This is a genomic window from Salinibacterium sp. VpJ6, assembly GCF_059767345.1.
Genome location: NZ_JBSOQL010000001.1, coordinates 572,886 through 599,757 on the forward strand (window position 1 = coordinate 572,886; position 26,872 = coordinate 599,757).

The 26,872-nt window shown below is 60.1% G+C and carries 26 protein-coding genes; 10 read left to right on the forward strand and 16 right to left on the reverse strand.

Annotation, left to right across the window (positions count from 1 at the left end; translation table 11 throughout):
- Positions 1-39: 39 nt before the first annotated feature.
- The 5 genes from ACWTV1_RS02770 to ACWTV1_RS02790 all read right to left on the reverse strand — a co-directional run bounded on the left by ACWTV1_RS02770 (position 40) and on the right by ACWTV1_RS02790 (position 4,101).
- Positions 40-897 (reverse strand): carbohydrate ABC transporter permease, encoded by an 858-nt coding sequence (locus ACWTV1_RS02770; RefSeq protein WP_498504029.1) that lies wholly within the window; start codon positions 895-897, stop codon positions 40-42.
- Positions 894-1,841 carry a carbohydrate ABC transporter permease gene (locus ACWTV1_RS02775; RefSeq protein ID WP_498504030.1) on the reverse strand — a complete coding sequence of 316 codons (948 nt, stop codon included), beginning with the start codon at positions 1,839-1,841 and terminating at the stop codon, positions 894-896. The genes ACWTV1_RS02770 and ACWTV1_RS02775 overlap by 4 nt, the downstream gene beginning before the upstream one ends.
- Before the next feature lie 40 nt (positions 1,842-1,881).
- Positions 1,882-2,895 carry a LacI family DNA-binding transcriptional regulator gene (locus ACWTV1_RS02780; RefSeq protein ID WP_498504031.1) on the reverse strand — a complete coding sequence of 338 codons (1,014 nt, stop codon included), beginning with the start codon at positions 2,893-2,895 and terminating at the stop codon, positions 1,882-1,884.
- Between the two features lie 87 nt (positions 2,896-2,982).
- A complete protein-coding gene (locus ACWTV1_RS02785) occupies positions 2,983-3,921 on the reverse strand; it encodes an alpha/beta hydrolase fold domain-containing protein (protein ID WP_498504032.1) in 939 nt (312 codons plus the stop codon).
- 6 nt (positions 3,922-3,927) lie between these two features.
- On the reverse strand, positions 3,928-4,101 hold the full coding sequence (locus tag ACWTV1_RS02790; RefSeq protein ID WP_168187183.1) for a hypothetical protein: 174 nt from the start codon (positions 4,099-4,101) through the stop codon (positions 3,928-3,930).
- 185 nt (positions 4,102-4,286) lie between these two features.
- Between ACWTV1_RS02790 and ACWTV1_RS02795 the strand changes: the two genes are divergently transcribed.
- Together ACWTV1_RS02795 and ACWTV1_RS02800 are read left to right on the forward strand one after the other, a co-directional pair.
- Positions 4,287-4,472 carry a DUF2510 domain-containing protein gene (locus ACWTV1_RS02795; protein ID WP_100388709.1) on the forward strand — a complete coding sequence of 62 codons (186 nt, stop codon included), beginning with the start codon at positions 4,287-4,289 and terminating at the stop codon, positions 4,470-4,472.
- Positions 4,473-5,051: 579 nt separating this feature from the next.
- Positions 5,052-8,435: an SCO7613 C-terminal domain-containing membrane protein gene (locus ACWTV1_RS02800; protein WP_498504033.1), complete on the forward strand. Its 3,384-nt coding sequence runs from the start codon at positions 5,052-5,054 to the stop codon at positions 8,433-8,435.
- 24 nt (positions 8,436-8,459) lie between these two features.
- Here ACWTV1_RS02800 and ACWTV1_RS02805 read toward each other — a convergent pair whose 3' ends face one another.
- Together ACWTV1_RS02805 and ACWTV1_RS02810 are read right to left on the reverse strand one after the other, a co-directional pair.
- The gene (locus ACWTV1_RS02805) at positions 8,460-9,107 is read right to left on the reverse strand and encodes a response regulator transcription factor (RefSeq protein WP_498504034.1); all 648 of its coding nucleotides are present in this window, start codon (positions 9,105-9,107) and stop codon (positions 8,460-8,462) included.
- A gap of 10 nt (positions 9,108-9,117) precedes the next feature.
- On the reverse strand, positions 9,118-10,488 hold the full coding sequence (locus ACWTV1_RS02810) for a sensor histidine kinase (RefSeq protein WP_498504035.1): 1,371 nt from the start codon (positions 10,486-10,488) through the stop codon (positions 9,118-9,120).
- A gap of 263 nt (positions 10,489-10,751) precedes the next feature.
- On the opposite strand from ACWTV1_RS02810, the gene ACWTV1_RS02815 reads away from it, so the two are divergent.
- Positions 10,752-11,240, forward strand: a complete 489-nt coding sequence (locus ACWTV1_RS02815) for a Dps family protein (RefSeq protein WP_100388705.1) — start codon at positions 10,752-10,754, stop codon at positions 11,238-11,240.
- 53 nt (positions 11,241-11,293) lie between these two features.
- On the opposite strand, the gene ACWTV1_RS02820 is transcribed toward ACWTV1_RS02815, so the two are convergent.
- The 4 genes from ACWTV1_RS02820 to ACWTV1_RS02835 are packed head-to-tail and all read right to left on the reverse strand — an operon-like array spanning position 11,294 to position 14,867.
- A complete protein-coding gene (locus ACWTV1_RS02820) occupies positions 11,294-12,784 on the reverse strand; it encodes an amidohydrolase (protein WP_498504036.1) in 1,491 nt (496 codons plus the stop codon).
- A complete protein-coding gene (locus tag ACWTV1_RS02825) occupies positions 12,771-13,394 on the reverse strand; it encodes an FMN-binding negative transcriptional regulator (protein ID WP_498504037.1) in 624 nt (207 codons plus the stop codon). The genes ACWTV1_RS02820 and ACWTV1_RS02825 overlap by 14 nt, the downstream gene beginning before the upstream one ends.
- Position 13,395: 1 nt before the next feature.
- Positions 13,396-14,379, reverse strand: coding sequence for an Fpg/Nei family DNA glycosylase (locus tag ACWTV1_RS02830; protein WP_498504038.1), 984 nt, complete (start codon positions 14,377-14,379; stop codon positions 13,396-13,398).
- On the reverse strand, positions 14,379-14,867 hold the full coding sequence (locus tag ACWTV1_RS02835) for a ribose-5-phosphate isomerase (protein ID WP_498504039.1): 489 nt from the start codon (positions 14,865-14,867) through the stop codon (positions 14,379-14,381). Before ACWTV1_RS02835 ends, ACWTV1_RS02830 begins: the two co-directional genes overlap by 1 nt.
- 106 nt (positions 14,868-14,973) lie before the next feature.
- On the opposite strand from ACWTV1_RS02835, the gene pepN reads away from it, so the two are divergent.
- The 3 genes from pepN to ACWTV1_RS02850 all read left to right on the forward strand — a co-directional run bounded on the left by pepN (position 14,974) and on the right by ACWTV1_RS02850 (position 19,118).
- A complete protein-coding gene (pepN, locus tag ACWTV1_RS02840; RefSeq protein WP_498504040.1) occupies positions 14,974-17,514 on the forward strand; it encodes an aminopeptidase N in 2,541 nt (846 codons plus the stop codon).
- 78 nt (positions 17,515-17,592) lie between these two features.
- The gene (locus tag ACWTV1_RS02845) at positions 17,593-18,582 is read left to right on the forward strand and encodes a mechanosensitive ion channel family protein (RefSeq protein ID WP_498504041.1); all 990 of its coding nucleotides are present in this window, start codon (positions 17,593-17,595) and stop codon (positions 18,580-18,582) included.
- Positions 18,583-18,746: 164 nt separating this feature from the next.
- On the forward strand, positions 18,747-19,118 hold the full coding sequence (locus tag ACWTV1_RS02850) for a globin (RefSeq protein ID WP_040800259.1): 372 nt from the start codon (positions 18,747-18,749) through the stop codon (positions 19,116-19,118).
- Between the two features lie 21 nt (positions 19,119-19,139).
- Here ACWTV1_RS02850 and ACWTV1_RS02855 read toward each other — a convergent pair whose 3' ends face one another.
- From ACWTV1_RS02855 to ACWTV1_RS02870, 4 genes are read right to left on the reverse strand one after another with little or no spacing between them, the layout of a single operon-like run.
- Positions 19,140-20,201, reverse strand: a complete 1,062-nt coding sequence (locus ACWTV1_RS02855) for a hypothetical protein (RefSeq protein WP_498504042.1) — start codon at positions 20,199-20,201, stop codon at positions 19,140-19,142.
- A gap of 52 nt (positions 20,202-20,253) precedes the next feature.
- Positions 20,254-21,309: a hypothetical protein gene (locus tag ACWTV1_RS02860; protein ID WP_498504043.1), complete on the reverse strand. Its 1,056-nt coding sequence runs from the start codon at positions 21,307-21,309 to the stop codon at positions 20,254-20,256.
- Positions 21,310-21,321: 12 nt separating this feature from the next.
- A complete protein-coding gene (locus ACWTV1_RS02865; RefSeq protein WP_498504044.1) occupies positions 21,322-21,768 on the reverse strand; it encodes a hypothetical protein in 447 nt (148 codons plus the stop codon).
- Between the two features lie 42 nt (positions 21,769-21,810).
- Positions 21,811-21,981 carry a hypothetical protein gene (locus tag ACWTV1_RS02870; protein ID WP_498504045.1) on the reverse strand — a complete coding sequence of 57 codons (171 nt, stop codon included), beginning with the start codon at positions 21,979-21,981 and terminating at the stop codon, positions 21,811-21,813.
- Positions 21,982-22,122: 141 nt separating this feature from the next.
- Here ACWTV1_RS02870 and ACWTV1_RS02875 point away from each other — a divergent pair, with 141 nt between their 5' ends.
- Positions 22,123-22,500, forward strand: a complete 378-nt coding sequence (locus ACWTV1_RS02875; RefSeq protein WP_498504046.1) for a hypothetical protein — start codon at positions 22,123-22,125, stop codon at positions 22,498-22,500.
- A 438-nt stretch (positions 22,501-22,938) separates the two neighbouring features.
- On the opposite strand, the gene ACWTV1_RS02880 is transcribed toward ACWTV1_RS02875, so the two are convergent.
- A complete protein-coding gene (locus ACWTV1_RS02880; RefSeq protein ID WP_498504047.1) occupies positions 22,939-23,337 on the reverse strand; it encodes a heavy metal-responsive transcriptional regulator in 399 nt (132 codons plus the stop codon).
- Between the two features lie 54 nt (positions 23,338-23,391).
- Between ACWTV1_RS02880 and ACWTV1_RS02885 the strand changes: the two genes are divergently transcribed.
- The 3 genes from ACWTV1_RS02885 to ACWTV1_RS02895 all read left to right on the forward strand — a co-directional run bounded on the left by ACWTV1_RS02885 (position 23,392) and on the right by ACWTV1_RS02895 (position 26,782).
- Entirely contained in the window at positions 23,392-23,691 is a 300-nt protein-coding gene (locus ACWTV1_RS02885; protein WP_498504048.1) for a thioredoxin family protein, read from the forward strand.
- A gap of 450 nt (positions 23,692-24,141) precedes the next feature.
- Positions 24,142-25,485: a hypothetical protein gene (locus ACWTV1_RS02890; RefSeq protein ID WP_498504049.1), complete on the forward strand. Its 1,344-nt coding sequence runs from the start codon at positions 24,142-24,144 to the stop codon at positions 25,483-25,485.
- Complete coding sequence (locus ACWTV1_RS02895) at positions 25,475-26,782, forward strand: hypothetical protein (protein ID WP_498504050.1); 1,308 nt, start codon at positions 25,475-25,477, stop codon at positions 26,780-26,782. The genes ACWTV1_RS02890 and ACWTV1_RS02895 overlap by 11 nt, the downstream gene beginning before the upstream one ends.
- Positions 26,783-26,872 lie beyond the last annotated feature (90 nt).

Below are 26,872 nucleotides of genomic sequence, written 5' to 3' on the forward strand. Positions count from 1 at the left end.
CTCCTTTGTGAGATGTAGGGATTGAGCTGCTGTGGTGCATTAGCCCTTGACCGCTCCGCTGAGCAGCCCCGAGGTGAGTCGGCGCTGAATAACCGCGAAGAAGACAAGACTGGGGATGGTCGCTAGCAGCGAGGCCGCTGCTAGCTGACCGAGCTGTACTTGACCTTCAGCCCCGACAAACCGCGCCAACGTCAGCGGCAGGGTTTGCAGAGCGGGGTCTTGGATGATGACGAGCGCAAAGAAGAACTCGTTCCAGCCGGAAATGAAAGTGAAGAGGCTTGTGGCGACGAGTCCAGGGGCGAGCAGCGGGAGAATAATCACGCGGAGAATTCGGATGCGCGACGCTCCATCCATGGCTCCAGCTTCTTCAAGCTCAACCGGGATACCGGCGATGTATCCCTGGAGCATCCAGAGCGCGAACGGCAGTGACCATACCGTGTAGACGAGCACGAGGCCGAGCAGGTTGTCTATCAGACCGATCTGCTTGAGCACCAGAAACAGCGGGATGATGATCAGAATGAACGGGAACACTTGACTGAGCAGAATCCAGCCGGTGGCGAGCCCACGGAGTTTGGTTTTGAATCGAGCGAGCGCGTAAGCAGCCGGAAGTGAGATCAGTGTGACTATGACGGTGGTGGACACCGCGACGATCAAGCTATTTCCTGCCGCTGGGATGAGGTTCGCTTTTTCAATCGCCTGAGCGAAATTGTCGAAGTTCAGCTCTGCTGGCCAGAACGAGGGATTCGGCGAGATGAGCTCTTGAGGCGTCTTGAAGGCAGTGAGAATCAGAAACAGCAGCGGGAAGCCGAGAAAAATCACGTACCCCAGGAGTGCGAGGTATTGAAGCGGACGCGTGATGCGTTGCGTTCGAGAATTGAGCGTTGTAGCTAGCGTCATGAGAGACGGCTCCTTGCTTGACCGCGAAGGTAGACGAAAAGGAAAACGGCGATAACCACGACCATGACGTTGCCCATGGCAGCCGCGTAGCCGAAGTTTCCATAGCGGAATGCTTCGTTGTAGGCAAAGAGCATGGGGAGCATTGTCTGGCCACCTGGTCCACCCGCAGTGAGCACGTAAATAAGCGCAAACGAGTTGAAGTTCCAGATGAGGTCGAGCGTCGTGATGGCGACGATGATGGGACGTAGGGCTGGCAATGTGACGTGCCAGAAGCGTTGCCATACGCCCGCGCCGTCAAGGGCGGCAGCTTCGTGCAGATCGTTCGGAACATTCTGCAATCCCGCCAACAGCGTGATTGTTGTCTGCGGCATTCCGGCCCAAACGCCGACCACGATAATCGCGGGGAGTGCTGTCGAAAAATCGCCAAGCCAGTTGATATCGCCAGGTAACCCGACGGCCCGCATTCCACCGTTGATTGGCCCATAGGTCGGATTCAGCATGAGGCGCCACATGATCGCGATGACGACCGGCGGCATCGCCCACGGCACGAGGGCAAGCGTGCGCGCAATCCATCGGAATCGAAGGTCGAGATTGAGCAGCAGCGCGAGACCGAGCGATGCAAGGAATTGAAGGATCGTGACGCCGAACGCCCAGATCAGTCCGATGCGGAAAGAGTTCCAGAACAGCTCGTTAGTCAGGAGCTTGGTGTAGTTGTCTACTCCGTTGAAGTTTGTAGCGACATCCAGTCCAGCTTTGGCATCGGTGAAGCCTAAGAGAACTCCTTGCGCCAGCGGATACACACTGAACAGCACGATCGGCAGAAAAGCAGGAAGCACAAGCAGCCACGCGTCGCGGTTGCCGCGAGAACGTCGCGCCCGAACTATCGGCCGCTTTCGGGATTCTTGTGGAGGCGACCCCTTCGTGGGGGTCTCAATTACAGTCATTTAGCATCGTCTCTGATGGTGATGGGCAGAAAAAAGAACGCTAGGCCGGGGCGACCGACGATTCGCGAATGGTCAAAGTAGGGTCGATCGTCACTCGGGCGACCGGAGCATCCGGGTCTTTCAGGCGCCCGATGAGCAGAGATGCCGCTTCTTTCGCGCGTCGCACTGACCCAAGATTCACGCTCGTAATGGAGGGCGTTGACAGCTCAGCGAGTTCGGTATCGTCCATGCCGATAAGCAGCACATCCTGGGGAACACGGATGCCTCTTTTGGCGAGGGTCTTCATCGTCGCGATGGCGAGAAGGTCGTTGGCGCAGACGATCGCGTCTGGCGTCGACTGATCGAGCAACGCTTGTGCCGCGACGAGCCCCGCTTCGAAGGTGAAGTCGTCAGCGTTGACCTGAACGTCTGCATTGATCGACATACCTTGTTCTTCGAGTGCGGCTAGGTAGCCTCGGAGCCGCGCCGCACCGGGAACCGTGTCAATAGGGCCGTTGACGAAGGCAACCCGCTTAGCCCCCTGATCAGCGAGGTGTTGAACCGCCAGTGCCATGCCCGCAACAGAATCGGCCCGCACACTGTCAATCTGTACGTTGTCGGGCAGCGAACCGATGACAACGATGGGCAGTCTGCTGGCCTGCAGAGCGTTAATGAGCGATTCCGTGACACGCAGTGGGCTCAGGATGACGCCGTCGGCGTAGCCCCGGTTCAAGCTATCGAGCAGCGCGATCTGGTCATCAGGATCATTTCCTGTTGAACTCGTGACGAGCCGGTAGCCCGCGTCAGTCACTGCCCGCGAGATTTGGTTCATCATCGCTACGTAGACAGGGTTTCCCACATCGGCGACGGCAAGGGCAATCTGTTCAGTCTTGCCTGCCTTCAACGAACGCGCCGTGGCATCGGGAACATAACCGAGCTCGCTCGCCGCGGCACGAACCGCATCCGCAGTCTTTTGAGACGCCGGCAGGCCGTTGAGAACGCGGGACACCGTCGCGATCGACACGCCCGCATGTTCGGCGACGAGCACGAGCGTGGACTTTCTGCCTTCAGCCATGGTGACCTCTTCGTTGAAGTTTCGTAAACGTTTACAAGAACGTTTACAGAAGACTAGCCACGAAAGATCAATCGAGCAAGTGGATCGCTATTTTTGAGCAGATCGCGAAGGGAGACTGGTGCCTCCGGCCGCGCCAGAAATAGCCGCCACGATTACAGACCGCGCTTCGGCGGCTTCAGGGATAGGCAGGAGCGGGTAGTCATGAATCATGCCCTCCCCTACGCGAAAGTCGAGGGCGATGCCCTCTTTCTGTGCACGGTCACGAAGGCGCAATGCGTCCGCATGCACGAGGTCTCGGGTTCCCGTAAAGACCGTGATGGGCGCGAGTCCGGTGAGGTCGCCATGGATGGGGCTCACACGCCAGTCATTTTCTTCGAGTTCCGCCCGGTAGAGGGCGCCGGCCGCATGAGTGCCAGGCACAGCGAGCCACGGATCCCGAGGCGCAATGACAGCAAGCATCGGATCCGTGCCGCTGATATCAAGCCAGGGCGCGATCAGCACTATCGAGCGCAACGGCGGAAGCTTGCGATCACGCAGTTCCATAGACACAGCCAGCGCCATCCCCCCGCCCGAGGAATCCCCCATGACGCTCACGCAGTCAGGACCGATTTTAGCGACGACTGATTGAACGATTGTCGCCGCACGGTCGACAACCACGGATGCTCGGCCATCGGGAGCAAGAGGCATGATCGGAACGGTGAACGTCACTCCGGTGGCACGGACGAGGCGCGCCATCAATTTCCAGTGCAGAGGATTGATCTGAAAGACATAACTTCCGCCGTGTAAATAGACCACGTGGCCGGAATCAGATGGAGTCTTCGGCGCGATGGTGAACACTGGCCAGCCTGAGACATCCTCTGACGACACCGCAACGTGACGAGAAATCGACGCCGGTGGCTCGAATGAAACAGGTTTCTTATGAAGCTCAGCGATCCGCGCGAGAGTTCGCTGGGGATCGCTGAACATGCGTTTAGACCCACGCAGGGTCAACGCAAGGGGCGCGAGCCGACTCAGAAGGCTCGCCATATCGTGCTAGCTATCTACGCGCTTCATGACGTGGATCGGGATAAAGACTCCCGCAGTCGTAACGAGAAGACCACCGATGAACACGACGGACTCAAGACCCTCAACGTAGAAGGCTTCGCCCATCATGTAAATGCCGCCTACGAAGAGCACGAAGGAAATTACAAAACCAAGAATGTTCACTCCTCCATCTTACCCACGAGAGCTCTCACATCGAAGTCACCCTCGCCGAGGGACGTCCCCCCTTGTGGGGCCGGAAATGTGCCCCCTATACTGGGGCTAGCCGTTCCCCCGAACTGATCCTCGGCGGCTGGATCACTCGCCACACCCGTATCGCCCCCCGTGGCAGGGCACCTTGGACGCCCCCGATGTCTAACACTGCAACCCAACTCCCTCCCTTCGGCTGGTACCCGGACCCTGCTGGTAGCCACCTGCTTCGCTGGTGGGATGGCAAGGTCTGGACGAACCGTCTCGAAAAGCCGCGCCCCGAACTTCAGGCGGCAAAGGGCTACGCCCAGCAGCAGTCCACACTTTCGCGCCTCATCGCCTCTTAGGCTTTCTGCACCGCTACTCTGAGACTTCGTCCCGAAAGGAAGTCAGAGTAGATGGTCGGTTCAGCGCGTATCTTCATTGAGCATGTAGGCCATGTTCTCTTCCCCCGTGGACCGCTAGATCTTACGGATGTTTCGCGCTGTCCCGCGTGCTTCGTGGCCCTGGCTCCTTCGGGCGTGTGCAGCAATTGCAATTTAGACCTCAACCACCCAGACGCTGGGCTATTGCGTGAGGAATCTCTCGATGTAGCCAGCCTGCTCGAATCACGGCTAGAGCTCATCGGTAAGATCCGCTTCGAAACCGCTGCCGAACGGGAACGGCAACAGGCTCTCGCGAACGGGACCGCTGCCGCTGCAGCTCACACTTCGACTCCTGCACGTTCAGAGGCTCATATTCCTCAACCGCCCATCTCTGAGCCGCTCACGACCCAGTCACTCATGCCCGAGCCAATTAGATTGAGCTCAGCCGCTTCAGCGCCGCAACCCGCATCCCCGGCCAGACCTGCCGCACCTGCGGCACCTGCCGCACCTGCCAGCGACACGCCCACTCGATCCCACTCGGGAATTCAGGTTCTGTTGCTCGTGGTCGGCGTTTCGCTGCTCTCCATCGGCGCGATCTTCTTCCTCGTCTACGCCTTCCTGACATTCGGGCTGATTTGGCGGTCAGCGATCATCGCGAGCATCACGATCGCGAGCATCGTGGCAGCATCCGCTATGCGTCGGCGCCGACTAGCGGCAACAGGAGAAGCCCTCTCCGCTCTTGCCGTCGTGCTCGTCGTGCTCGATATTTATGCGATCAGAGCCAATGATCTGCTCGTGATTGGCGACGAAGCCGGCCGCCTCTATTGGGGCAGCGCACTGCTCCTCGCAGCGCTGGGTTTCATGCTGTGGCACCGCACAAGCGGTCTGATCCTCCCCAATGTGGTCGGATTCGTGCTATTCCCACCGGCGGCTGCGCTCATCGCTGCGGGCATCACCTACGACGCCGAATTCGATATCGCAGCGCTCGCAGCACTGGTCGCGCTTGCCGCAGCATCGCTCATCTATGTGGTTGCGCCTCATGGCTCCTACACGGGGTACGCCGAGCGCATCGTGTGCGTTGTCTACGCGCTTTTCGCGTTCATCGGCGCAGTGATCTTTGCCGCCTTCACCCACACGGCGGACACAAACGACGAAACGGTGGTCTGGCTCTTCGCACTCGCCGCTCTCGCTGCCCTGCACGGTATCGCCGCGTGGGGACGAGGGAACGCGCTGATTCCTGGCTTACAGAATGTTTTCGCTACCGCGACCGGCGTGCTCGTGGGGACGGCCCTCTGGATCAGCATCACTCCGCGAGCAGGAGCCCTCGAGGCTGACGATTCTGAACCGCCGAATTTGCTGTTTGTGGTAGCGGCGCTGACCGCAGCCGCGCTGGCCAGCGAGACAGTGGGGCTCCGCTTCCCGAGCGCCGGTCGACTGGCGAGTTACTGGGCATCGGTCGGCGTCTGGGCTGTCGCTGGCGTTGCCACGATCATCCCTTTCTTTCAATCCCTCTTCGTCGCCACGTCCTTCACCATGCAGCAAGATCTGCGACGTGTCACCCCCGCCACCGCACCCTTCGATGTGTGGCAGAACAGTTGGCCACAACTCGCGTTATTGATCGTTCCCGCGGCCATGTTGATCGTGTGGGGACTCACCCGCCAGCTCCGCACTCGCCTGCACGTCGCCCTCGGCAGCGCAGGCCTCGCCCTCGCCCTCGCCGCGCCCCTCACCGGCACCCTGCTTACGGCAGTAGTCGCATGGCTCCTGCTCGCGACTGCAGCACTCGTAGCGATTGCGGTAGACAAACGGCGACACGGAGCACGCCGCATCCATTTCACGGTCGCCGCTGGCGGGCTTCTTCCGTTGGTGCTTGCCTATAGTTCCGGATGGTCCAGCCACCACACGTGGGTGCTCGCAAGTGTGGGCACCGCGGCACTCCTTGTCGCAGCGCGCCAACTGCTCACGGGCGTAAGCGACCGCGCCGCCCTCATTGGCAGCGCGAGCATCGTGCTGCTCTTGGCGGCGGCTGGGGCCGGTGAGCACTTGCAATTTGTTCTCACCGCTGGCGAGCCCAACCAACTCGAGTCCTGGCTTCTGGTCGGGGCCGCGGCGGTACTCGTAATCGCCCTTTCCTTCTGGAAAAAGGCACCTACGCTTCAGCACGCCGACCGTCAGACCCTGTGGTGGATCGGGCTCGTTGCCGCCACCATTTCCGCAGCAGTGCTCTGGATCGCATCGATCAATGGTGCGCCCCGCGACTCTGCCCCGCTCGTGCTCGACCTTCCGCTCATTAGCCTCGTCATTGCGGTTGCCGCGGTCGCACTGCTCGCTCTCACCATGAGCGGCCGCGCCGAGATCAACCGCATCGAAGCACGTTATGTTGCTGCCGCGCTGCTCGCACCGGCAACCGTATGGGCGCTCGATAGCGCGAGCCGTACGCTCGGACTATCAGACATCGCGATCCAACTGGCCCCTGCCACAGCATCCGTCATGGTCGGGGCGGCCAGCATGGCATTACGCGTTCGCGGTATTCAGCCACGGATGCGTCGCGTCAGCGAGATCAGCGCGCTCGCAGTCGCCGGCATCACCGCCACCAACGCCGTTCTAGAGCCGCGGGCGAGCCACTGGCTCATCGTGTTGCTGGTATCAATCACGCTGCTGCTGGCATCCATCGGCCGAGACGGCATCTTCGGTTCTGCTTCTCCTCGTCGACACCTGGTGTGGGCATCCATTGCTTTCGCAACCTGGTCGCTCTGGCTTCGGCTCGACCAAGCACGCGTTGAAGCGCTAGAAGCCTACGTGCTCCCCCTCGCTGCAGTAGTGCTGCTCGTTGGAGCCTTCACTGCACGTGCAGAGTTGCGTCATTCTCGCTTGATCTCTGCCCCCGCGATGACGCTCGCGGCGCTCCTCATTGCGGTGCTACCGCTCGGACTCAATGCTGCGTCAGGCGATGGACTTCGCACTCTCGTCGTGGCAGGGCTGAGTGGAGCGCTGCTTCTCATCGCGTGCTTTGTTGAACCGCACGACCGCCTTGACGATTTCTGGGGCGTAGCGATTGTCGCCGCTGGAGTAGGGCTTGTGGCCACCACCGGCAGTCGGGCGCTCGTGCTCGCGAACCAGAACACCAGCGCCCTGCCCGAACTCGATTCGTGGCTTCTCGGCGCAGTCGCCATTCTGGCGCTCGGTAGCTTCGGGGTTGCAGCCACGCGCCTGAGCACAGAGCCACACAACTCCCGCTGGATGCCCACAAGTGAGATTCTGCTTGGCACCGCGCTGGTACTGCTCTTCGCGGTAGAAACGCTGGTTCTGCTGAATTCGGGCAGCGCGGATCGCGCTCTCGACGGCATCCGGATTGTCGCCCTTGTTGTGATTGGCAGCGCACTCTTCCTCGTGAGCTCATGGCGATCCGCACGCCCCCTCACCCGTCGCATTGGTTATCTGGCTGTCGCACTGGCAAGCCTCGTGGGCATCATCGCGACCTTCGGTGGGCTCATTACTCCGGTGGAGTGGGTCACGGGGCCCCTCGGTGCTGCACTGCTCATTCACGGCGCGATCCGCATGGCGCGCAGCCCTGAACTCCGCAGCTTTCGAGCACTCTCCGCGGGACTACTCGTCATTCTGTTGCCCAGTTTGATCGCGACCTTCGTCGCAACTGACAGCCTCAATACCGTCTGGCGGATCTTGGCCCTCGGTGTTGCTGCGGTCGCAGCAATTGTCGCGGGATCGTGGCTAAAGCTGCAGGCGCCTCTCGTCATCGGTTCTGTGGTCGCTCTCCTCCACGCGGCGCACACTTTCGCTCCGGCAATCGTGACGCTCTACCAACTCACCGACTGGTGGATTTGGGCCGTCATCGGCGGCGCCATTGTGTTGTTCCTTGGCATCACGCTCGAGCGGCGCATCCGGGACTTCACAGTATTGAACGCGCGGTTCAGCTCGTTGCGTTAGGCCGGCCACGCGAGGCCGGCCGCGCTAGCGCTGCAACCAGGTCAGCACGGCAAGTACTCGACGGTGGTCGCTGCCCGAGTCTTCAAGGTTGAGCTTCTGAAAGATTGAGGTCACGTTCTTTTCGACCGCGCCGATTCCGATCACGAGTTGCTTAGCGATAGCGGCATTGGTGCGGCCCTCGACGACGAGCGTCATGACCTCGTGCTCGCGCGGCGTGAGCGACATGAGCGGATCTTGACGACGCCCGACAAGCTGCGCGACGACCTCGGGGTCAAGCACCGTGCTGCCCGCCGAGATTCGCTCCACGGCATCCTGCAGTTCAGAAAGCGATGCCACGCGATCCTTCAGCAAATAACCGACGCCACCACGGCCCGACGACAAGAGCTCTTGCGCGTAGACAACCTCGACATACTGCGAGAGCAAGAGGATGCCGATCTGCGGGCGGAGTTCACGCAAGCGAATCGCGGCTCGCACTCCCTCATCCCGAAACGTCGGCGGCATGCGCACATCGAGCACGACGAGCTCGGGGGCGCAGTCATCGAGGTTCGCGAGCAGTTCATCCGCGTCGCCGAACGAGCCGACGACGTCGAAACCCGCTTCGATGAGAACACGCACGAGCCCTTCGCGCAGCAGTACCGAATCATCAGCAACAGCAACTCGCAAAGGGCTCATGCGCTTAAGACTAGAGGTCAACGGGCGCCCGATCTGCACTCGACTTGGGCAGCGGCAGTCGCGCCGTGACCGCAGTCGGCCCGCCCGCAGGACTCGTGATCTCAAGACGTCCGCCCACACCGCGCACACGCTCTTCGATGCCGGCAAGACCGTGGTCGGCAAGCACTGCAGCACCACCCTGGCCGTCATCCGTCACCTGTACAAGCAGCCACGGGCGATCGTCGCTGAGTTCCGTGCCGAGGTGCACTCCGGCGTGACTGGCCTTCGAATGCTTCGCAACATTCGTGAGCAGTTCGGCAACGACGAAGTACGACGCCCGTTCAACTTCACCGGGCAGCACCAACGGCGTGGGCAGCTCAGCGGTGAGGGTGGTCGGCACAGCAGCACGCGTCACTACGGACTCGAGGGCTGCGACAAGGCCGCGATCGAGCAAGAGCGGCGGCGCGAAGCCACGAGAGAGCGCACGCAATTCTTCTAAGGCCTCGGCTGATTGTGCTCGCGCTTCGGAGAGCAACTGGCGCGCCTGCTCGGGGTTGGCGTCGAGCTGACGTTCCGCTGCCGCGAGATCCATCTGCAGGCGAACGAGACGCTGCTGCGGTCCATCATGGATGTCGCGCTCAAGGCGACGAAGCGAGTGGCCTTCTGCCGAGAGAGCGGCACCGCGTGACTCCTCAAGGGACTGCACCTCGCGACGCAGCCCATCCGACTTGAACGCGGAGAGCAGAGCGCGGGCCAGCCACCAATGGGTCAGAACGAGACCGCGAGTGACGAAGGGAAGTGTTGCGATGAAGATGAGGCCCACGACGAAGACAACGATGTTGTCGGCAACTTCGAGATTCCAACTTGCGGTGTTGACCCCAAACAGGCCGAAGAACCACTCACCGAGAGACCAGTCGGGGTCGCCCGTCTGCACTTCGCCATCGAGCAACCACGCGAAGATTCCGGTGAGACCGACGCTGAGCCAGACCACCGAGATTATCCAGGTCACGAGGGTGAGAACGAAGTTCAAGATGACCGTGTGGAGGAGGTACAGCCAGTAATGGGCGTTTCCCAGAGTTGCTGCTAGCCAACCGCCGAATCCGGTAGCGGCTCGATCGTCTTGCCAATCCGGGCGCGCAATCTTTTCGCGACCGGCCCACTCCAAGAGATTGATCTCCGCAAGCCCGAAACCACGGCCAACGTACAAAGCCAAGATCATGACGAAGAACCCGATCAAAAATACGGCGAGCGTGCCGACACCGCTGGCGACGAGGGAGATGGCCACGCCAAATCCGGTCATCGCGAGCGGGAAGCTCAGCATCAGATAGAGCACCTCTTTTGGCGTGGTTCGCCAGAGCTGCCAATACGGGTTTCGGGGTTTCGTCACAGTGTCTGTAGTCATTGTTCTCTCGCTTCAGTCTCGCGCATTAGCGGGCCGGATGTTCGTTGAATACAGATTCTCGAAAACGGCGACCGCGCCCCAGCGTGGATGCACACCAACTGTCAGTGGGGATATCCCCCGTGCTCGTGGTCCGGACGACAAGGGGGCACATCTCCGGAGCACTGCTCGGAGCGCGTACGGGCGGGTTAGCGTTGCCTCAGCTTGCTTGTGAAATTTTTGTGGCTGCGTAGCGTTGTATCTGAAGAACAATGAAGGAGCACACAATGACCGAAATTCAAGCAGTTCCGCAGACCTCAGCAGACCCTGATGTCACCTCGGGTGTTGCCCAGTTCCTCGGCCCGGTCGTCACCGACCTCACGGCCCTGTCGATCGACGGCAAGCAGGCTCACTGGCATGTTCGCGGTGTCAACTTTCAGGCAGTACACGAACTTCTCGACGTCATCGTCGACCACGCCCGCGAATGGGCTGACACGGCCGCAGAGCGCGTTGTTGCTCTCGGACTCCCGATCGACGCTCGCACGCAGACGGTTGGCGCTAAGGCAACGACTCCGAGCATGACCGCTGGCTTCCAGCAGTCCGACGAGGTCATCGCGCAGGTTATCGCCGCGATCGACGCCACGCTCGTGACCGTTCGCACCGCCGTTGACGAGCTCGGGGAGCTCGACAAGGTCAGCGAAGACGTTGCGATTGAGATCGCCCGTGGGCTGGAGAAGGACCGCTGGTTCCTCTTCGCTCACCTCGCCACGAAGTAACTTTTCGGGCGGTCGCTTCGCTGGCGACTGGCTGTGTCTGCGACTTGTCGCAGCTACAGCTCGTTGTGAGTGAAGCGGCCATCCAGAATCGTCGCGTCAACCCGCATCGATCGCAGCTCATCACCGCTGCAGTCGAGCGGGTTTTTGCGTGTCACGACAATGTCAGCAACTTCGCCGACCGCGATGCTCGATTGCACTGAGGCCTGCAGCGCTTCGGCAACCGTGATGCACTGTTCTGGATGCCACGGCTCGCGCCCGTCGCGGCTACGACTCACGGCCGACGCGATCGCTGCCCACGGGTCGAGCGGTGCCACCGGAGCATCCGAGCCCATCAGCAGCTCAGCACCCGCATCGAGCAGAGCCCGCAGGGCGATGGTGCGGTCGTTTCGCCCGGGCCACAGTGCGTCCGCTACGTCTCGGTCATCCATGGCGTGTTCGGGCTGCACGCTCGCACCGATACCGAGAGCCGCGAAGCGAGGGAGGTCCGTTGCGGAAAGCAACTGGGCGTGCTCGATGCGGCCACGGCATCCGACAGCTTCGAAAGCGTCGAGGGCGAGAGTGTTGGCGTCGTCACCGATGGCGTGAACGGCGGGTGAGAGGCCGGCGTCGCTGGCGGTGCGAATCCATTCGACGAGTTCATCGGTGGGGATGTTGAGCACTCCCCTGTTCTCGGCTTCGCCCGGGTACGACTCGACGCAGTACGCCGTGCGGGTGTTGAGCGAACCGTCGGTGATGATCTTGAACGGACCGACTTCGAGCAGCGGCGCGAGGCGTTGCCCGGTCGCGAGACCTTCGGAAATGGCGCGCTCCAAGAAGCGCGGGTACACGCCAACGCGCACGCGGAACAGGTCGAAGCCGTGCAGCATGCGGCGCTGCCAGTTCTCAAACTCCCACGTCATCTCGAGGTCGACGATGCCGACCACACCGCGGGATGCCGCTTCGCGGGCGCCGTTGTGGATCCACTCGTCGAGAACCTCGGGTTCCACCCGGCTGAGCGCACTGCCGACCGCGAAGGCTTCCTCTTCGCGCAGGAAGCCGGTGGGGTGATCGTAGAACCCGAAGCGTTCGAGGGCGAGGCTATTGAGCCAGCAGGAGTGCAGGTCGCCGCTGACAAGAACGACGGCAATGTCAGAGACGGCCGAGTCGAGCAGGGCGCGGGTGGGCTGGTCGGGCCACAGGGCATCGCGGAAACCCTGGCCGACAATGATGCCCTCGGACTGCGGCAATACCGAAGTAGCGAGAGTGACGGCGACTTCGGTGGCCGAGGTCGTGTGACTGAGGTCGATGCGCTGCGATTGCTGCGCCCACATGCTCGAGTGCACGTGCTGATCCCAGAGGCCGGGCATGATCCAGCGGCCGTCGAGATCGACAGTCTCGCCGTTGGCAGAGGCGTGGTCGGCAAAGTCGCGCTCAGCAGCGGTGTCGCCCGCGGCATCCGCAGCATGCCGGTGGGGCTCGATAGCGGAGATGCGGCCCTCGGTGAGGGTGACATCGACCAGGGCGGAGGCATCGTCGCCGACGATGCGCGCGTTAGTCAGTTTCACTCGGTAGAGCCCTTGTCATTTCTGCGGCCAGTTCTGGGCTACTGTACGCGCCGTTCGCACTGAGTTCATTCACAATTCGCTGCTGCACGGCAGGTTTCTTGTTCTGACTCATTTTCATTCGGGCGTCGAAACGATCGATCACGATTCGCAGTCCGACGGTGCCCTTGGCAGCACGGCGAGCGCCCGCTTCGTCTTCGCTCAGGCTGACCGGATGCTCGACGTGGTGTTCGAAGTGATCAACGAGTTCACTCAGCACGCGAAAGTTCTCGTCGTCGCTCAGAATCTCGGGGGTGCCGTAGAGGTGGGCGGTGGCGTGATTCCACGTGGGGATGTTCTCCCCTTCGGGATACCAACTCGACGAGATGTAACCGTGCGGTCCCTGAATGATCACGAGAACTTCGTGCTGGCTCAGTTCGTGCAGTTCGTCATCTGGGCGCCCAAAGTGGGTGACGAGGCTGAGCTGGTCGTCCCGGTTTTCGAGCATCACCGGGTAGTGCGATGCGACCATGCCGTTCGAGGTTGGCGACACGATGGTGGCCCACGGATGTTCCTGAATCAGGCGGCGCACTTCTGACGGGTCCGTGATGACGAAGGTCGGGGTGTGCCTCATGTCAGGCTCCTAGTGGTGCTTGGCAGCTCGGGCACCAGTACAACTTGCGGGCCGAGGCGAGTTCCATCGCGATGTTCGTGCCACAGACGCGGCACGGCAGTCCTTCGCGGTGATAGACCCAGTGACGGTCATCCCTGCTCGCGAGCGCGGCCGTGTAGTCGTCGCCGGTGAGCCCATCCATAGTCATCATCTGGCCGGTACGCACACCAATTTCGAGCAGGTGAGCCCAATCGCGCCAGAGTTCGCGCAGCAACTCTTCGGGGATGAGCTTGCCCGGAGTGTGCGGGTCGAGGCGAGCGCGGAACAAAATCTCGGCGCGGTACACGTTGCCGATGCCGCTGACGACCGACTGATCCATGAGCAGGATTCCGATAGCCGTCTGCTTCTTGCGAACGGTAGCAACGAAGCGCTCTTCGGCCTCGCCGTTGTCGTCGACGAGCGGGTCGGGCCCGAGCTTGTTGAGCGCGACCTGCACCTCATCGGGAGTGAGCACTTCGCACGCGGTGGGCCCGCGCAGGTCGGCACACGTCGTGTCGGTAAGGAGACGAACCCGCACGGCGCCGATGGGCTCCGGCGGGAACTCAGACGGCGCATCGCTGGCTTTCTCCTGCTCCGACATCCGCAGACGGGTGCGTCGTGGGGCGCCGATGCTCGCAAGCGAGTCTTCGTGCTCCCCCACGACCGTGCCGTGCTGGTTGGTCTGCCCCATACGACCGGCGGCGGATGCCGTGGTCGCGTCGGCGGTGAAGTTGCCGGCGAAATCCCACGCTCCGTAGAGCCCGAGGTGCACGCGCAGCCAACGGTCGTGCTCGAACTCGAGAAACATCTGCTTGCCCACAGCTTTGGCGCTGAGCATCCGAAGTCCATCGATGCGTTCGGCTCCCGCAGCAAAGCGGCCTTGCGGAGACGACACTGCGACGGTTTTGCCGACGAAGTGCAGCGCGAACTGGCGCGCAATGCGATGTACGGAATGCCCCTCAGGCATTAGTTGTCGAAGGGGTGCGCGGCGATGGCGCCAGTCGTTTCGTACTCGGCAAGCTGAGCGATGCGGCGGGCGTGACGCTCGTCGCCCGAGAAGGGCTCGGCGATGAAGAGGTCGATGAAGCGGGTGGCTTCGTCGACGGTGTGCTGACGGGCGCCAATAGAGATGACGTTGGCGTCGTTGTGCTGGCGTGCCAGGGCTGCGGTCGAGTCGTTCCACACGAGGGCGGCGCGGATGCCCACGACCTTGTTAGCGGCGATCTGCTCGCCGTTACCCGAACCACCGAAGACGACACCGAGGGCGTCGACACCGGCAGCCTGGTCGGCGGCAACACCACGGGCTGCGGCGATGCAGAACCCGGGGTAATCGTCGAGAGCGTCGTACTGAACAGGTCCGTGATCGATCACTTCGTGGCCCGCCGCGGTGAGGTGTTCCTGCAGCGTGGCACTGAACTCGAGGCCGGCGTGATCGGTGGCGATATGGATGCGCATTCGTCCAGTCTACGGTCGCATCCGAGCGGTAGTGCTGACATTGAGGAGGTGCGGCATAAGGTAGATAGGTGCGGCCACAAACCGCCCCAACACGAAGGAGTTGTACGTGCCCGGAGAGAACCTCACCCGAGTTGAAGCGCAAGAACGCAAAGCGATTGTCAACGTTGACAGCTATGAGATTGCGCTTGACCTCACTACGGGGCCTGAGACGTTTAAGAGCAGCACGACTGTTCGCTTTACTGCCACTGCTGGCGCATCCACTTTCATTGATTCGATCACCCGCACGGTGCACTCGGTCACGCTCAATGGCACCGCTCTTGATGTTGCTGCCGTAAACGATGGTGTACGCATCCAGCTCGACAACCTTGCTGAGAACAACGTTCTTGAGGTTGTAGCGGATGCGGAATACACCAACACCGGTGAGGGCTTGCACCGCTTCGTTGATCCTGTCGATGACGAGGTGTATCTCTACTCGCAGTTCGAGGTGCCCGACTCGCGTCGCGTGTTCGCTGTGTTCGAGCAGCCTGATCTCAAGGCGACGTTCCAGTTCACCGTGACCGCACCGGCACGCTGGGCTGTCATCAGCAACTCCCCCACGCCTGAGCCTGTGGTGGATGGCGAGAACGCCACGTGGGAATTCCCACCCACTCAGATCATGTCCAGCTACATCACCGCGATCGTGGCTGGCCCCTATGCCGAGGTTCGCGACGAGCTCACCTCAAGCGATGGCCGCGTCATCCCCCTCGGTATCTTCACGCGTGCGTCGCTGAGCGAGCACCTTGATGCTGACTACATTTTCGAGAAGACCAAGCAGGGTTTCGAGTTCTTCGAGAAGCACTTCCAGTACCCGTACCCCTTCGAGAAGTACGACCAGATGTTCGTGCCCGAGTTCAACGCGGGTGCCATGGAGAACGCTGGCGCTGTCACGTTCACCGAGACCTACGTGTTCCGTTCGAAGGTGACCGACGCCATCAAGGAACGTCGCGTCGTCACGATCTTGCACGAGCTGGCTCACATGTGGTTCGGCGACCTCGTCACCATGAAGTGGTGGAATGACCTCTGGCTGAACGAGTCGTTCGCTGAGTGGGCATCGACCATCGCGACCGCTGAAGCCACCGAGTGGACCGAAGCATGGACCACGTTCCAGGCCATGGAGAAGAGCTGGGCTTACAAGCAGGACCAGCTTCCTTCGACTCACCCCGTCTACGCCTCGATCAATGACCTCGATGACGTTCTCGTCAACTTCGACGGCATCACCTACGCCAAGGGTGGCTCGATTCTCAAGCAGCTCGTGGCCTGGGTTGGTCTCGAAGCGTTCATGGCCGGCGTTGCCGCGTACTTCAAGAAGCATGCCTTCGGCAACACTGAGCTCAAGGACCTGCTGGTTGAGCTGGAGAAGACCAGTGGCCGCGAGCTCATGGAGTGGAGCAAACTGTGGCTTGAGACCGCTGGTGTGAACACGCTGCGTCCGGATGTTGTGACCGCTGAAGACGGAACCGTCGAAAGCTTCGCGATCGTTCAGACCGCCGCCGAGGACTACCCCACGATTCGCCCGCACCGTCTGGCTATCGGTTACTACTCGCTGCAGGACGGCAAGCTTGTTCGTCACCACCGCATCGAGATCGATGTTGAAGGCGAGCGCACCGAGGTTCCTGAGCTCGTGGGCACGAAGCGCCCCGACCTCATCCTGATCAACGATGACGACCTCGCGTACGCGAAGATTCGTCTTGACGACTCCTCGCTTGCTGTGGCGATGAAGCACCTCTCGGACATCACTGACCCGCTGGCTCGCGCCATCGTGTGGGGTGCCGCGTGGGATGCTGCTCGCGATGCTGAAACTCCGGCCAGCGATTATGTTGCCCTGGTTCTCGGCAACATTGCGTCGGAGACCGAGTCGACCACCATCCGCACCACGCTCGCGCAGCTGGTTCTGGTTGCTAAGCAGTACGTTGCTCCTGAGCGTCGTGCGGCCACGATCGAGAAGATCGGCGACACCCTCTGGGGCCTCGCTCAGAGTGCTGAAGCTGGATCGGATGCTCAGTTCCAGTTCGTGAAGTACTTCGCGAATGTGGCATCCACTGAACAGCACGTCACCGTGCTTCGCGCTCTGCTCAGCGGTTCGACCACGCTGGAGGGTCTCGAGATTGACACTGACCTGAGCTGGGAGCTTCTGGAGGGCCTCGTGCTCAACGGTGCTGCCGGTGATGCTGAAGTGGATGAGGCTCTCGCCAAGGACAAGACAGCGAACGGCCAGCAGGCTGCGGCCCGCGCCCGCGCCACGATCACCACTCAGGCGGGCAAGCAGGCCGCATTCAACTCGCTCGTAAAGAGTGACAAGGCGCCGAACGCGATCGTGCGCAACGTGACCATGGGCTACACCCACGTGAACGACCCCGCTGTGCTGGAAGCTTTCGTGGCTCCGTACTTTGAGGCGATCAACGATGTGTGGAACAACCGCAGCTATGCGATTGCCGAGACGGTTCTTCGTGGCCTCTACCCGGCACCGCTGGCAAACCAGGGACTCGTGGATGCCACGAACGCCTGGCTTGAGGCGAACCCCGATGTGCCGGCCCTGCGCCGCATCATCGTGGAGAACCTTGCAGGGGTTGAGCGCGCGCTGGTAGTTCAAGCTCGCGACAACTCCTAACCCCTTTCAGCCGCCTCTCGGCGGTCGTGCGGGAGCCTAGCGGCGACTATTCAGCAGTCGCTCGCTAGGCTCCCAAGCATGGAAGATTTCACGATAGGTGGCCTGTGGGCCGCGGTGCGAGCGTTTTATGAGAGCTCGACGCTTCTTCAAGGTGCAGTGATCATTGCCGGCGCTTGGGTTCTTCGCTTCATTCTGCTGTTCGTCATCAAGCGCGTCGTCGACCGCGTGGTGAACGGCGTTAAACACAAAGAGAACATTCACGACACTCAAGTTCTGCTGACTTCCCCTCTTGCCGCGGTGCGCGTTGTTCAACGCACTCGCACTCTCGGCGGCGTTCTCTCCAGCCTCGTCACCGTTGCGATCGTGATCGTCGTGCTGCTGCTGCTCTTCGATCTCTTCGCGCCGAACGCCACCGGCGCCTTTGCCCTCATCACTGCTGCCACCGGTGCTGGTCTCGGTTTCGGCGCCCAAAACGTGGTCAAAGACGTGCTGAACGGTCTCTTTATGGTGGCCGAGGATCAGTTGGGCGTTGGCGACATTGTTGACCTCGGGCCCGCTGTTGGTGTGGTCGAGTCTGTCGATATTCGCACCACACAGGTTCGCGATGTGAACGGAACCCTGTGGTTTGTGCGCAACGGTGAGATCACCCGGGTGGGCAATATGTCGCAGGGTTGGGCGCGCGTGATCATTGATCTTGCTGTGCCGTACTACTCCGATGTGGATGCCGTGCAGGAGCGCATCCTGAAGACCGCCGTTGATCTCTACAAGACGCCCAAGTGGACGACTCGCATCTTGGAGATTCCCGAGATTTGGGGCATTGAATCTATTTCGGATGAGGCCGTGGTCGTTCGTCTCGTAGTGAAGACGGCATCCGCCACAAAGGATGATGTTGCTCGCGAGCTGCGGGCACGTTTGAAGAAGGATTTGGATGAGGCGGGTGTCAAACTTCCCGCATTGAACTCGATCGTGTTGAGTGGCTTTGAGGGTGCTGCGAGTGTGCGCGGTGCACGACCGCCCCGCACGCGCCCGGTGCCCGTGAACTTTGGCGAGGAGAAGCCCAAGAAATGACCGACCCTGAGAACGTGGCTGACACTGCGGGCGTGACTGAGCCCGAGAACGTGGCCGAGACTGCGGCTGCGGCTGCGCCTCGCAATGCGGCTGACCCCGTGAAGCGCCCGAAGATTCGCATCATTGCGAAACCGGCGGTGACTCCGGATGCTCCGGCCGATTCGATGTGGGAACTCATCGGCGGTCGCGACACCTTCGAGAAGCTCGTGCGCGAGTTCTATGTGGGCGTAGCCACCGATGAGGTGCTGCTGCCGATGTACCCGGAGCAGCCCGACCTCGAGGGTGCGATCCAGCGCCTGACGGGCTTCTTGGAACAGTATTGGGGCGGCCCAAACACGTACAGCCAGGAACGCGGACACCCCCGCCTACGCATGCGTCACATGCCCTTCAAAGTGAACCCGGATGCTCGCGACCGCTGGTTACATCACATGCGCAACGCCCTCGACACTCTCGAACTGCCGCCGCTCTACGATGCCGAAATCTGGGCGTACCTCGACCGTGCCGCGCACGCTATGGTCAACACGTTTGAAGAGTAAGCGCGCGGCTACCCGCCCGGTTTACTCGTCTTCGAAGAAATCGAATTCGTCTTCGCGCGCGAGCTTCGCGTCGAGCGATGATGCGAGCGTTTGCAGCGCGGCCATGACCTCTTGCCACTGAGCCTTTGTCGGGTTGATCGAGTCGACGTGAACGGCCCGCAGTTTGCCGCCGTACGCAGCGGTAGCGAACACGGCAACGTCATGATCCGAGCGCATGAACTCAGCCATCTCCTCAGCGAGGATGACCGCCGCCGTGATCGGTTCTCCTTCGCTAGTGACGAATCCCAAACGCGCCAACGTCTCGGCGACTGGCTCAGCATCCAGCGCACGAGCGTTCTCCAAGTTCTCTACATCGGCATCTGGCGCCGCCAGAATAAGCTCATCACCGACTAGCTCGTCGTCCTCGGGTTCAGCAGTGTCCGACGCCGAGTGTGCGGCAGCGGGCACGAACGTCAGCGGTGGTCGACGCGGCCCGGGCTCGCCCAAACCTTCGAGAATCGAGACTCCTGAGCGCGGAGCATTACGGATGCGCTCATTCGTAATCCAACCGAAGTTCAATACCGATGAAAGGGCCTCAGTCATGAGGAAGTCTGGGACTGCGACTGCCGGGTTGCCGCCGACGAGTGCGAGAGCTACCGCTTCGCACCACTTATCGAGCTTCGGCATGACTTGGCTGCCTTTGCCGATTACGAATTGCGCGCGCGTCTCGTGGGTGCTCATCAAGTTTTTCCGCGTCTCTACCGCCCAACGTGCATGGACGAGGTGGGCCCGAGCCACCTCCAACAGATAGTGCATGAGAAGCTCCGAGGCGTACCGCGCCCTTGAGGTGCTGGGAGCCTTCTCCTCGATCGCTTGCAACCGCGACCGAGCGTCGTCGGGGATGCCCGGGAAATCTGCTGCCGCGAAGTCAATAAACCAAGTCCACAGCGGCACAAGGCTTTCGATTGAGCCATCGAACTGGCCGAGGTCGTGACCATCTGCGCAGAGCAACTGCGCGAGTTCGGCCAGCCGAATCGGGCCGTCCTCTTCAATTACCGCCCGATACAGCTCCGCATCGGCGGCACTCAAATCACTGAACTTCACGTTCACTCCCCAAATACCCACAACAAACCATAAATAGAGTTTCAGTCAGATATTACTCGCCAACTTCAAATTCGTCCTCGCGCGCAAGCTTTGCGTCGAGCGATGATGCGAGTTTTTGCAGCGCGGTTATGACTTCTTGCCACTGAGCTTTTGTGGGGTTAATCGAGTCGACGTGAAGAGCCCGCAGTTGGCCGCCGTACGCAGCGGTAGCGAACACGGCAATCTCATGATCCGAGCGCATGAACTCAGCCATTTCTTCAGCGAGGATGACCGCCGCGGTAATCTGCTCCCCCTCACTGGTGACGAATCCCAAACCGGTTAGCGTCTGCGCGACTGCTTCTGCATCAAGCGGACGAGCGTTTTCCAAGTTCTCTACATCAGTATCCGGCGCCGCCAGGATGAGCTCATCACCGACCGGCTCGTTGTCCTCGAGTTCAGCAGTGTCCCGTGCCGAGGGTTCGGCAGCGGGCACGAACGTCAGCGGTGGTCGACGCGGCCCCGGCTCGCCCAGACCTTCCAGGATCGAGACGCCAGAGCGTGGCATTGTGAGAGCATCCGCGACTGCGGTTTGTGGCAAGTTGAGCATCGACTGCAGGGTGCGATGAAACAAGTTGTCAGGCGCCTCTGCTCCTCCCTTAGCGGACATCAAGAGATGCACGAGCCCCCAGCAGAACGAGTCCAGCGAATAGGGGATCTGAGTTCCACGATCGTTAACACTTTGCATCACAGTTCGTTGAAAGCTCACGCCCGGCTTCCAAGTATCCAAGGCCCAAATGACATCACGCAGTTCGCGCTTAGCGACCTCGAATAGATAGTGCACGAGAAATTCAGAGGCATAATCTTGCCTCGATGATCCAGGGATGATCTCTTCAACAGCCTCACGCCGTGACCGTGCATCCGGTGGCACTCCGGGAAAGTCAGCGCGCGCGAATGAAATGAACCACGTCCACAGCGGCACAAGACTGTCGACTGACCCATCGAACTGAACGAGGTCCTGGCCATCCCTCTGGAGCAACTGCGCAAGTTCGGCCAGCCGAATCGGGCCATCCTCTTCGATGACCGCCCGATACAGCTCCGCATCGGCGGCACTCAAATCACTAAACTCCACGTTCACTCCCTCTTACAAGCATCCGGAACTCGCCGCAGACATCGTGAAGAGTTGCCCTTCCCACAGCAGTTCGTTCACGATGATCCCGAACCCACTCGCGGCCACAACGACCACGACGGCGAGCACGACACCGCTAGTTCGTTTCGAGTAGTACATCGCGCCGATCACCAGCATCGGCACCAGCATCAGAACATGGATGATGACGAGCGGGATTCCGCCGAAGGCTAGTCCGAACCCGGCCATGGATGAGTTCGCAGCCACCGACTTGCACTGCTCGGTCATCTCTTCAGAGAACGACAACCCGTACCAGAACCACGCGACACAGAGCACGATCGTTCCGATAGCGGCGATAAGCCAGAACGCCAGTTGCCCGGCGCCTGAGCGCCAGCCACCGCTGGGTGCGAGCACGCTGGGTTTGGCAATGCCGGCCCCAGCGGTGTTCTTAGCGGGAGAACTCATGTGCTCATCGAGTCGCCGAGTATCCGCGCGAACCTATAGCGCTCACTCGCTTCCGTGCAGATTTGTGCTGGAAGGCCCCGGTTGCGCAAGGTACTTCCGCAGCGCTTTGATCGACAGGAACAGAGCCCAAACAACCAAGACAAAGAGGACAATCACCGCGGCGGCAAAGAGCAGATTGAGAAGCATTGCGAACGCGCCGATTGAACTCATCATGTGCCCAACCCTACGAAAAAAGTAAGCGAAACTCCACTAATTTCGGGCGGCCTTGGTCAACACATTTGGGGATTAGCGGGAGTCGCGAGAGCGAACAGCCCCGGCCCGCAGCGCCTCCCCTTCGACCTCTCAGCACTGTCGGTGACCGGTCTCGTCATCATGTGCGAACTCGATGAGCCTGTTCCAGAGAACACCGGGCCACACATGAGCATGAAGATGACCCAGTATTTACGTCTCTCCGACGATTCGATGATCCGCCTCGATATGGATCGTGGGGTGACCATTTCCAGACGTGGGGGTGGTGAAGTTCCTTCGTGGAAACAATCCGCCGCCGACGTGATCTCGGACGTTCTCGTTTTCGTGCGAAATGATGACTACGAGAATCCCGACTCTTTCCCATGGGAAACGTATGCCGAGGCCGCACAGCTGAGAGGCATCTCGGTAGACGCCGACGATCTGCGCGATCTTCCGCACACGGTGCTGCTGTCGGGTGAGCTCACTGAGATTTACGAGTTCTGAGCGGCTTCAGCCGTCAGCGCGCCAACACTCGTAGTCGTGAAATGAGACCCGAAGGAGCGTTGGTCACTCGCGCAAAAAGCGTTGATGACCGCATAATGAACCTAAGCGAAACTTGCAGGTGCTGATCCCCAAGAGAGGGAAGTCCATGGAAAGCAAAAGTAAGTCCAGACGTGACTCTTTGCCGCAGTGGGCGCTCGTCTTATGGTTTGCACTCGCTGTCATGTGGTTCATGTTCTTCGTCGTGCTGCACTTCAACGGCTATGCGATGAGCGAATGGCAGGGAATAGTCTCGAACATCCCCATATTCGCATTCGTCGTTTATAAAACTCGCAAAGACTTAGGTCACCGCCGCCAGAAAACATCGCTACACAACGCTAAGTAACGTTCAGACCCCGCATGAGCTAAACCTCTTGTAGTCGCTCAGGCCATCGCCGCTCTCTAGGTGCGCGGGATGATCGTGCAGATCTCAGCCTCGGTGCAATTTGCCGGGTCGAGAGCTTGCGCCTCGTGGATGAGTTGCTTCAGCTCCGCTTCGAGCGCCGCCAGGTCTTTCAGCCGCTCCTGCACGCCTTCTAGTTTGTGTTCGAGCAAGCTTGAGACGTGGGTGCAGGGTGCTTCGCCGGCATCCCGCAGCGAGAGGATGCTCATGATTTCCGACAGCGTGAGCCCCGCGGCTTGGCTGTTGCGGATGAACGTGACTCGGTCGACAACGGCGGGATCGTAGTCGCGATACCCGTTGCCTTGCCGCTGAGGCTCGGGCAAAAGCCCCTGCTTTTCGTAATAACGGATCGTGTGGCGCGGAACATCCAGGCGATCGGCGACTTCTCCAATAAGCATGGGGCAAGACTAACGCTTGACCTTCAAGTGCACTTCAAGGTTTACGGTGAAGGTATGGAAATCACGCTGCAATACTTCGACGGCTGCCCCAACTGGAAGGTTGCCGATCAGCACATCACCGAACTCGTCCAAGAGTTCCCGCAGATCACGGTGTCGCGACACCTGGTCGACACGGTCGAGGAAGCTGAGCGCGTGGGGTTCCGCGGGTCTCCGAGCATCCTCTTCGATGGTGTGGATCCCTTTGCCCAGCCGGATGCCCCGGTCGGGCGTGCCTGCCGCCGCTACATCACCCCGGCTGGCTTTGCCGGCGCACCCACCGTTGACCAGCTAAGAGAGAAGTTGCGTAGTTGGTGACCCGAGCATCGGCGGCGGAAGTGAGGCAACACTTTCCACAGTATTGCTGCACGACTTAGTTTTGTGAGTGCCGATGAGCCACCGGCGGATGGACCGCAATAAGCTCGCGACATGCTGCCTCGCTCCAAACGCGAGGAACGTGATCACTCCGACGTTGCCGGGGCACATTTGTTCGTGCCCTACCTGATGGCGTGCGATCCAACGAACTTGCTATGAACCGGATTTTCATCGCGTGCAGCCCAAACAAAATGCGAAAAGATGACGCGAAGCCCACCTGCCCGACAACGGCGGAAGCCACGAATATTTGTAGCGTTAGCTTGGTTTACGACGCCCCATGCGTAATTTTGTGCAAGAACAACAAAATTGCCTGCAATGGAGCCAGGACACCGCCGTGCATATTTTGAGCCGCAGAACACCGTAGCCCGCAGACTCAATGACAGAATCAGTCTTGTGAACGAATACATTGGCGCCCCTCGCCCACGGGTACTCACGATCGGCTTGACTGACTCTGAAGTTGAGTTGCTTCGCCCCTTAGCCGGAAGTCTGGTTGTAACTGAGTCAATGCAGTCAGTTCACACAGAGGAGCACGATGTTCTCATCCACGCAGGCGCAGATTTCTCCACTGGCTCCGGCTTATTCGCACGGCGAATTGCATTCGCGCGTGCGGTCGAGCTGGAAGCGTACTCGACAGTTTTTGCCCACGGCGAAGGCAATATTTTTACACGTTCGTCAACGAGTTCAGAAACCCAGCGCTACCCAGCCCACTCCTTCGAGATCACCCCGTTCGCAAGAGAAAATGCTCTCGAATCTTTAGTGCGACGGAGCTGCTGGCCGGTCGAAGGACAGCCCTACACCGGTTTCAAGACGCCCGTTTACCCGGAACGGGTTGAGCACACGCTTATTCATGAACGATTGAAAAACCCCTACGTGATTGCCGCAATCCTGGAAAAAATCGACGACGATGAAGGTAACGTCCAAGACTCGGCATTCTGGTTGCCAGACATCGCACGAACAGCACTCGAAGATTGGGTACGCACCGCTTTCAGCCGCTGGAGACTTGCCTCACCTGAGGTGTTTCCACAAACGGCGGAATGGCACCAAGCGGACGAATGGTCGGCACCCGCTGAGCACGCCGCACGACGGAGTCTTGCGGAATTCGAATCGGCTGAAGCTGAGCGCAAATCTGTGGCAGATGCCGCTCGACGCGAGCTAACCAGCGCAATCAAGGCCAGCGAAGCGGAAGGCGAAGCGTGGCGTGAACTCGTGTCCGCTTCCGGAGATGAGCTGGTTCGCGCAGTGCAACAGTCATTAGAGTCGTTTGGGTTTGAAGTGATCAACTCCGATAAGCTCCCCGAGCACAAAGGACGAAAGCGCGAAGATCTCCGCGTGACTCACGAAGGCTGGACTGCCCTCGTCGAAGTCAAGGGGTACGCAGGTTCCGCAAAATCGAACGACCTTTTACAGCTAACCTCCGCGTCGTCAGCGTTCGCCGCGACTGAGCAAACGACTCCCGATGCCCTGTGGTACGTCGTAAACGTATATCGCTCTATTGATCCGGCTCAACGAGAGATCGCCCTGCCCGGGCGAGACGATGATCTGGCAGTTTTCGCAGCCTCTCATTCCGGGTTGCTGCTTGACACGCGCGAGCTTTTTACATTGAGACAACTCGTCGTGAACGGGCTGCTGACCCCCGCCGATGCTCGAGGTGCGCTCAAGAATTCCGCACCACGGTTCCGCTCTGCCGAAGTAATGCCCCGAAAAATCTCGGACGTTAGTCCCCAGCATGGAAACTGATATCGTCCCGCTCGGAGAGCGCGCATTGCGGAGCATCCTCGAGCATGTCGTCGCGGTTGGAGATGAGGCGGAGACGACCTATCTGGAAATCAAGAGCAGTCTGGATCTCACCAAACCAGTCAGCGTGGCTAAGATTGCAAAATTCCTGTTGGGCGCAGCCAACCGGAGCCCCGAGAGCGCCGCTCGTTACTTTCGGGGCTATGCGGTGTTAGTAATTGGGGCACAAAAGCGCGAAGCACAGGGTGTCCCTCGCGGCGCTGAGGCTCACGAGCTCGAAGACAGACTTCGGCCCTACCTCGGGCCGATATTTCCTTCGTTTGAGTTTGGAAGGATCAGCATCTCCGACGACCGGGAAGTGCTTTTCATCATCGCGCAACCGCCGATGGGCGGGCAGAACATATTCCCCTGCCACAAGAGCTTTCAAGGAACTGACCGTCGTGACAACCTAGATGATGGAGCGGTCTACGTGCGCGGGGCCAGCAATACGCGCCCGGCCCGAGCGGGCGAACTCTTAGGCCTTGTCGAGCGAGCTCGCAGTAATAATAAGTCGCCAATAACCCTGGAAATCAATCTCATCGGATCCGTTGGTCGTGTCATCGGAATCAGCGAAGTTCTGGAAACTCTGTATGAGTTAGAAGAGAACTCGTTCGTTGAAAAGTGGAAATCTGATGGAGTCGGGTCTATCTCAACGATAGTGCCACCGACCGTAGTCGACGGATTGAACTTCTCGTCACCCGCGCCCCCAGCAACACAACTAAAGACATGGCATCGGGAGAAGGACACTTATATCGCGAGAGGTCGCGACCATTTTCTTGGCGTCAGTCTTCCTGGCGCAGGTATACAAGTCGTTAGCCTGAATCGTTTTATTGCGAAACCACATCTAATTGTGACCTTTCATCGCTGCGAAGCATTCGGGTATCGGGACGTCGACTCTGCTGACTACAACAGCGTGGTGGAGCCCGTTTTTCGACCGCGACTGCCTTTCGGAAGCCAAATCTTTCCCAAGGATTTCCGCATCGCAGACAGAGATTACCCCGTCGATTGGAGCAACCTCGACGACAACGTCGAGATCCAACTTACGCCCGAATCATTTCGCCCGAATCTGCCTTGGGTGAGCGACTGCGACGACTATGTGATCCTTTCACGTGACCCAAAAGCACAGACCGTGACTGCAACGTGGACCCTCACCGAAGACGGCAGCGACTCAGTTGTTCATGGGAAATTCGAGGTTCCCACCAACGACCCTGTAGACGCCTCACAACTCTTTACTTCCCGATTCCTGACGCAGTCGCCGTAGCGGAACTGTATCGGCTGCGCGGAAGGAGGGCCCGCTTGCTAAGTTCAATACTTGTGAAACACAGGGAGGTCAATCCAGCTCGATTTTCAA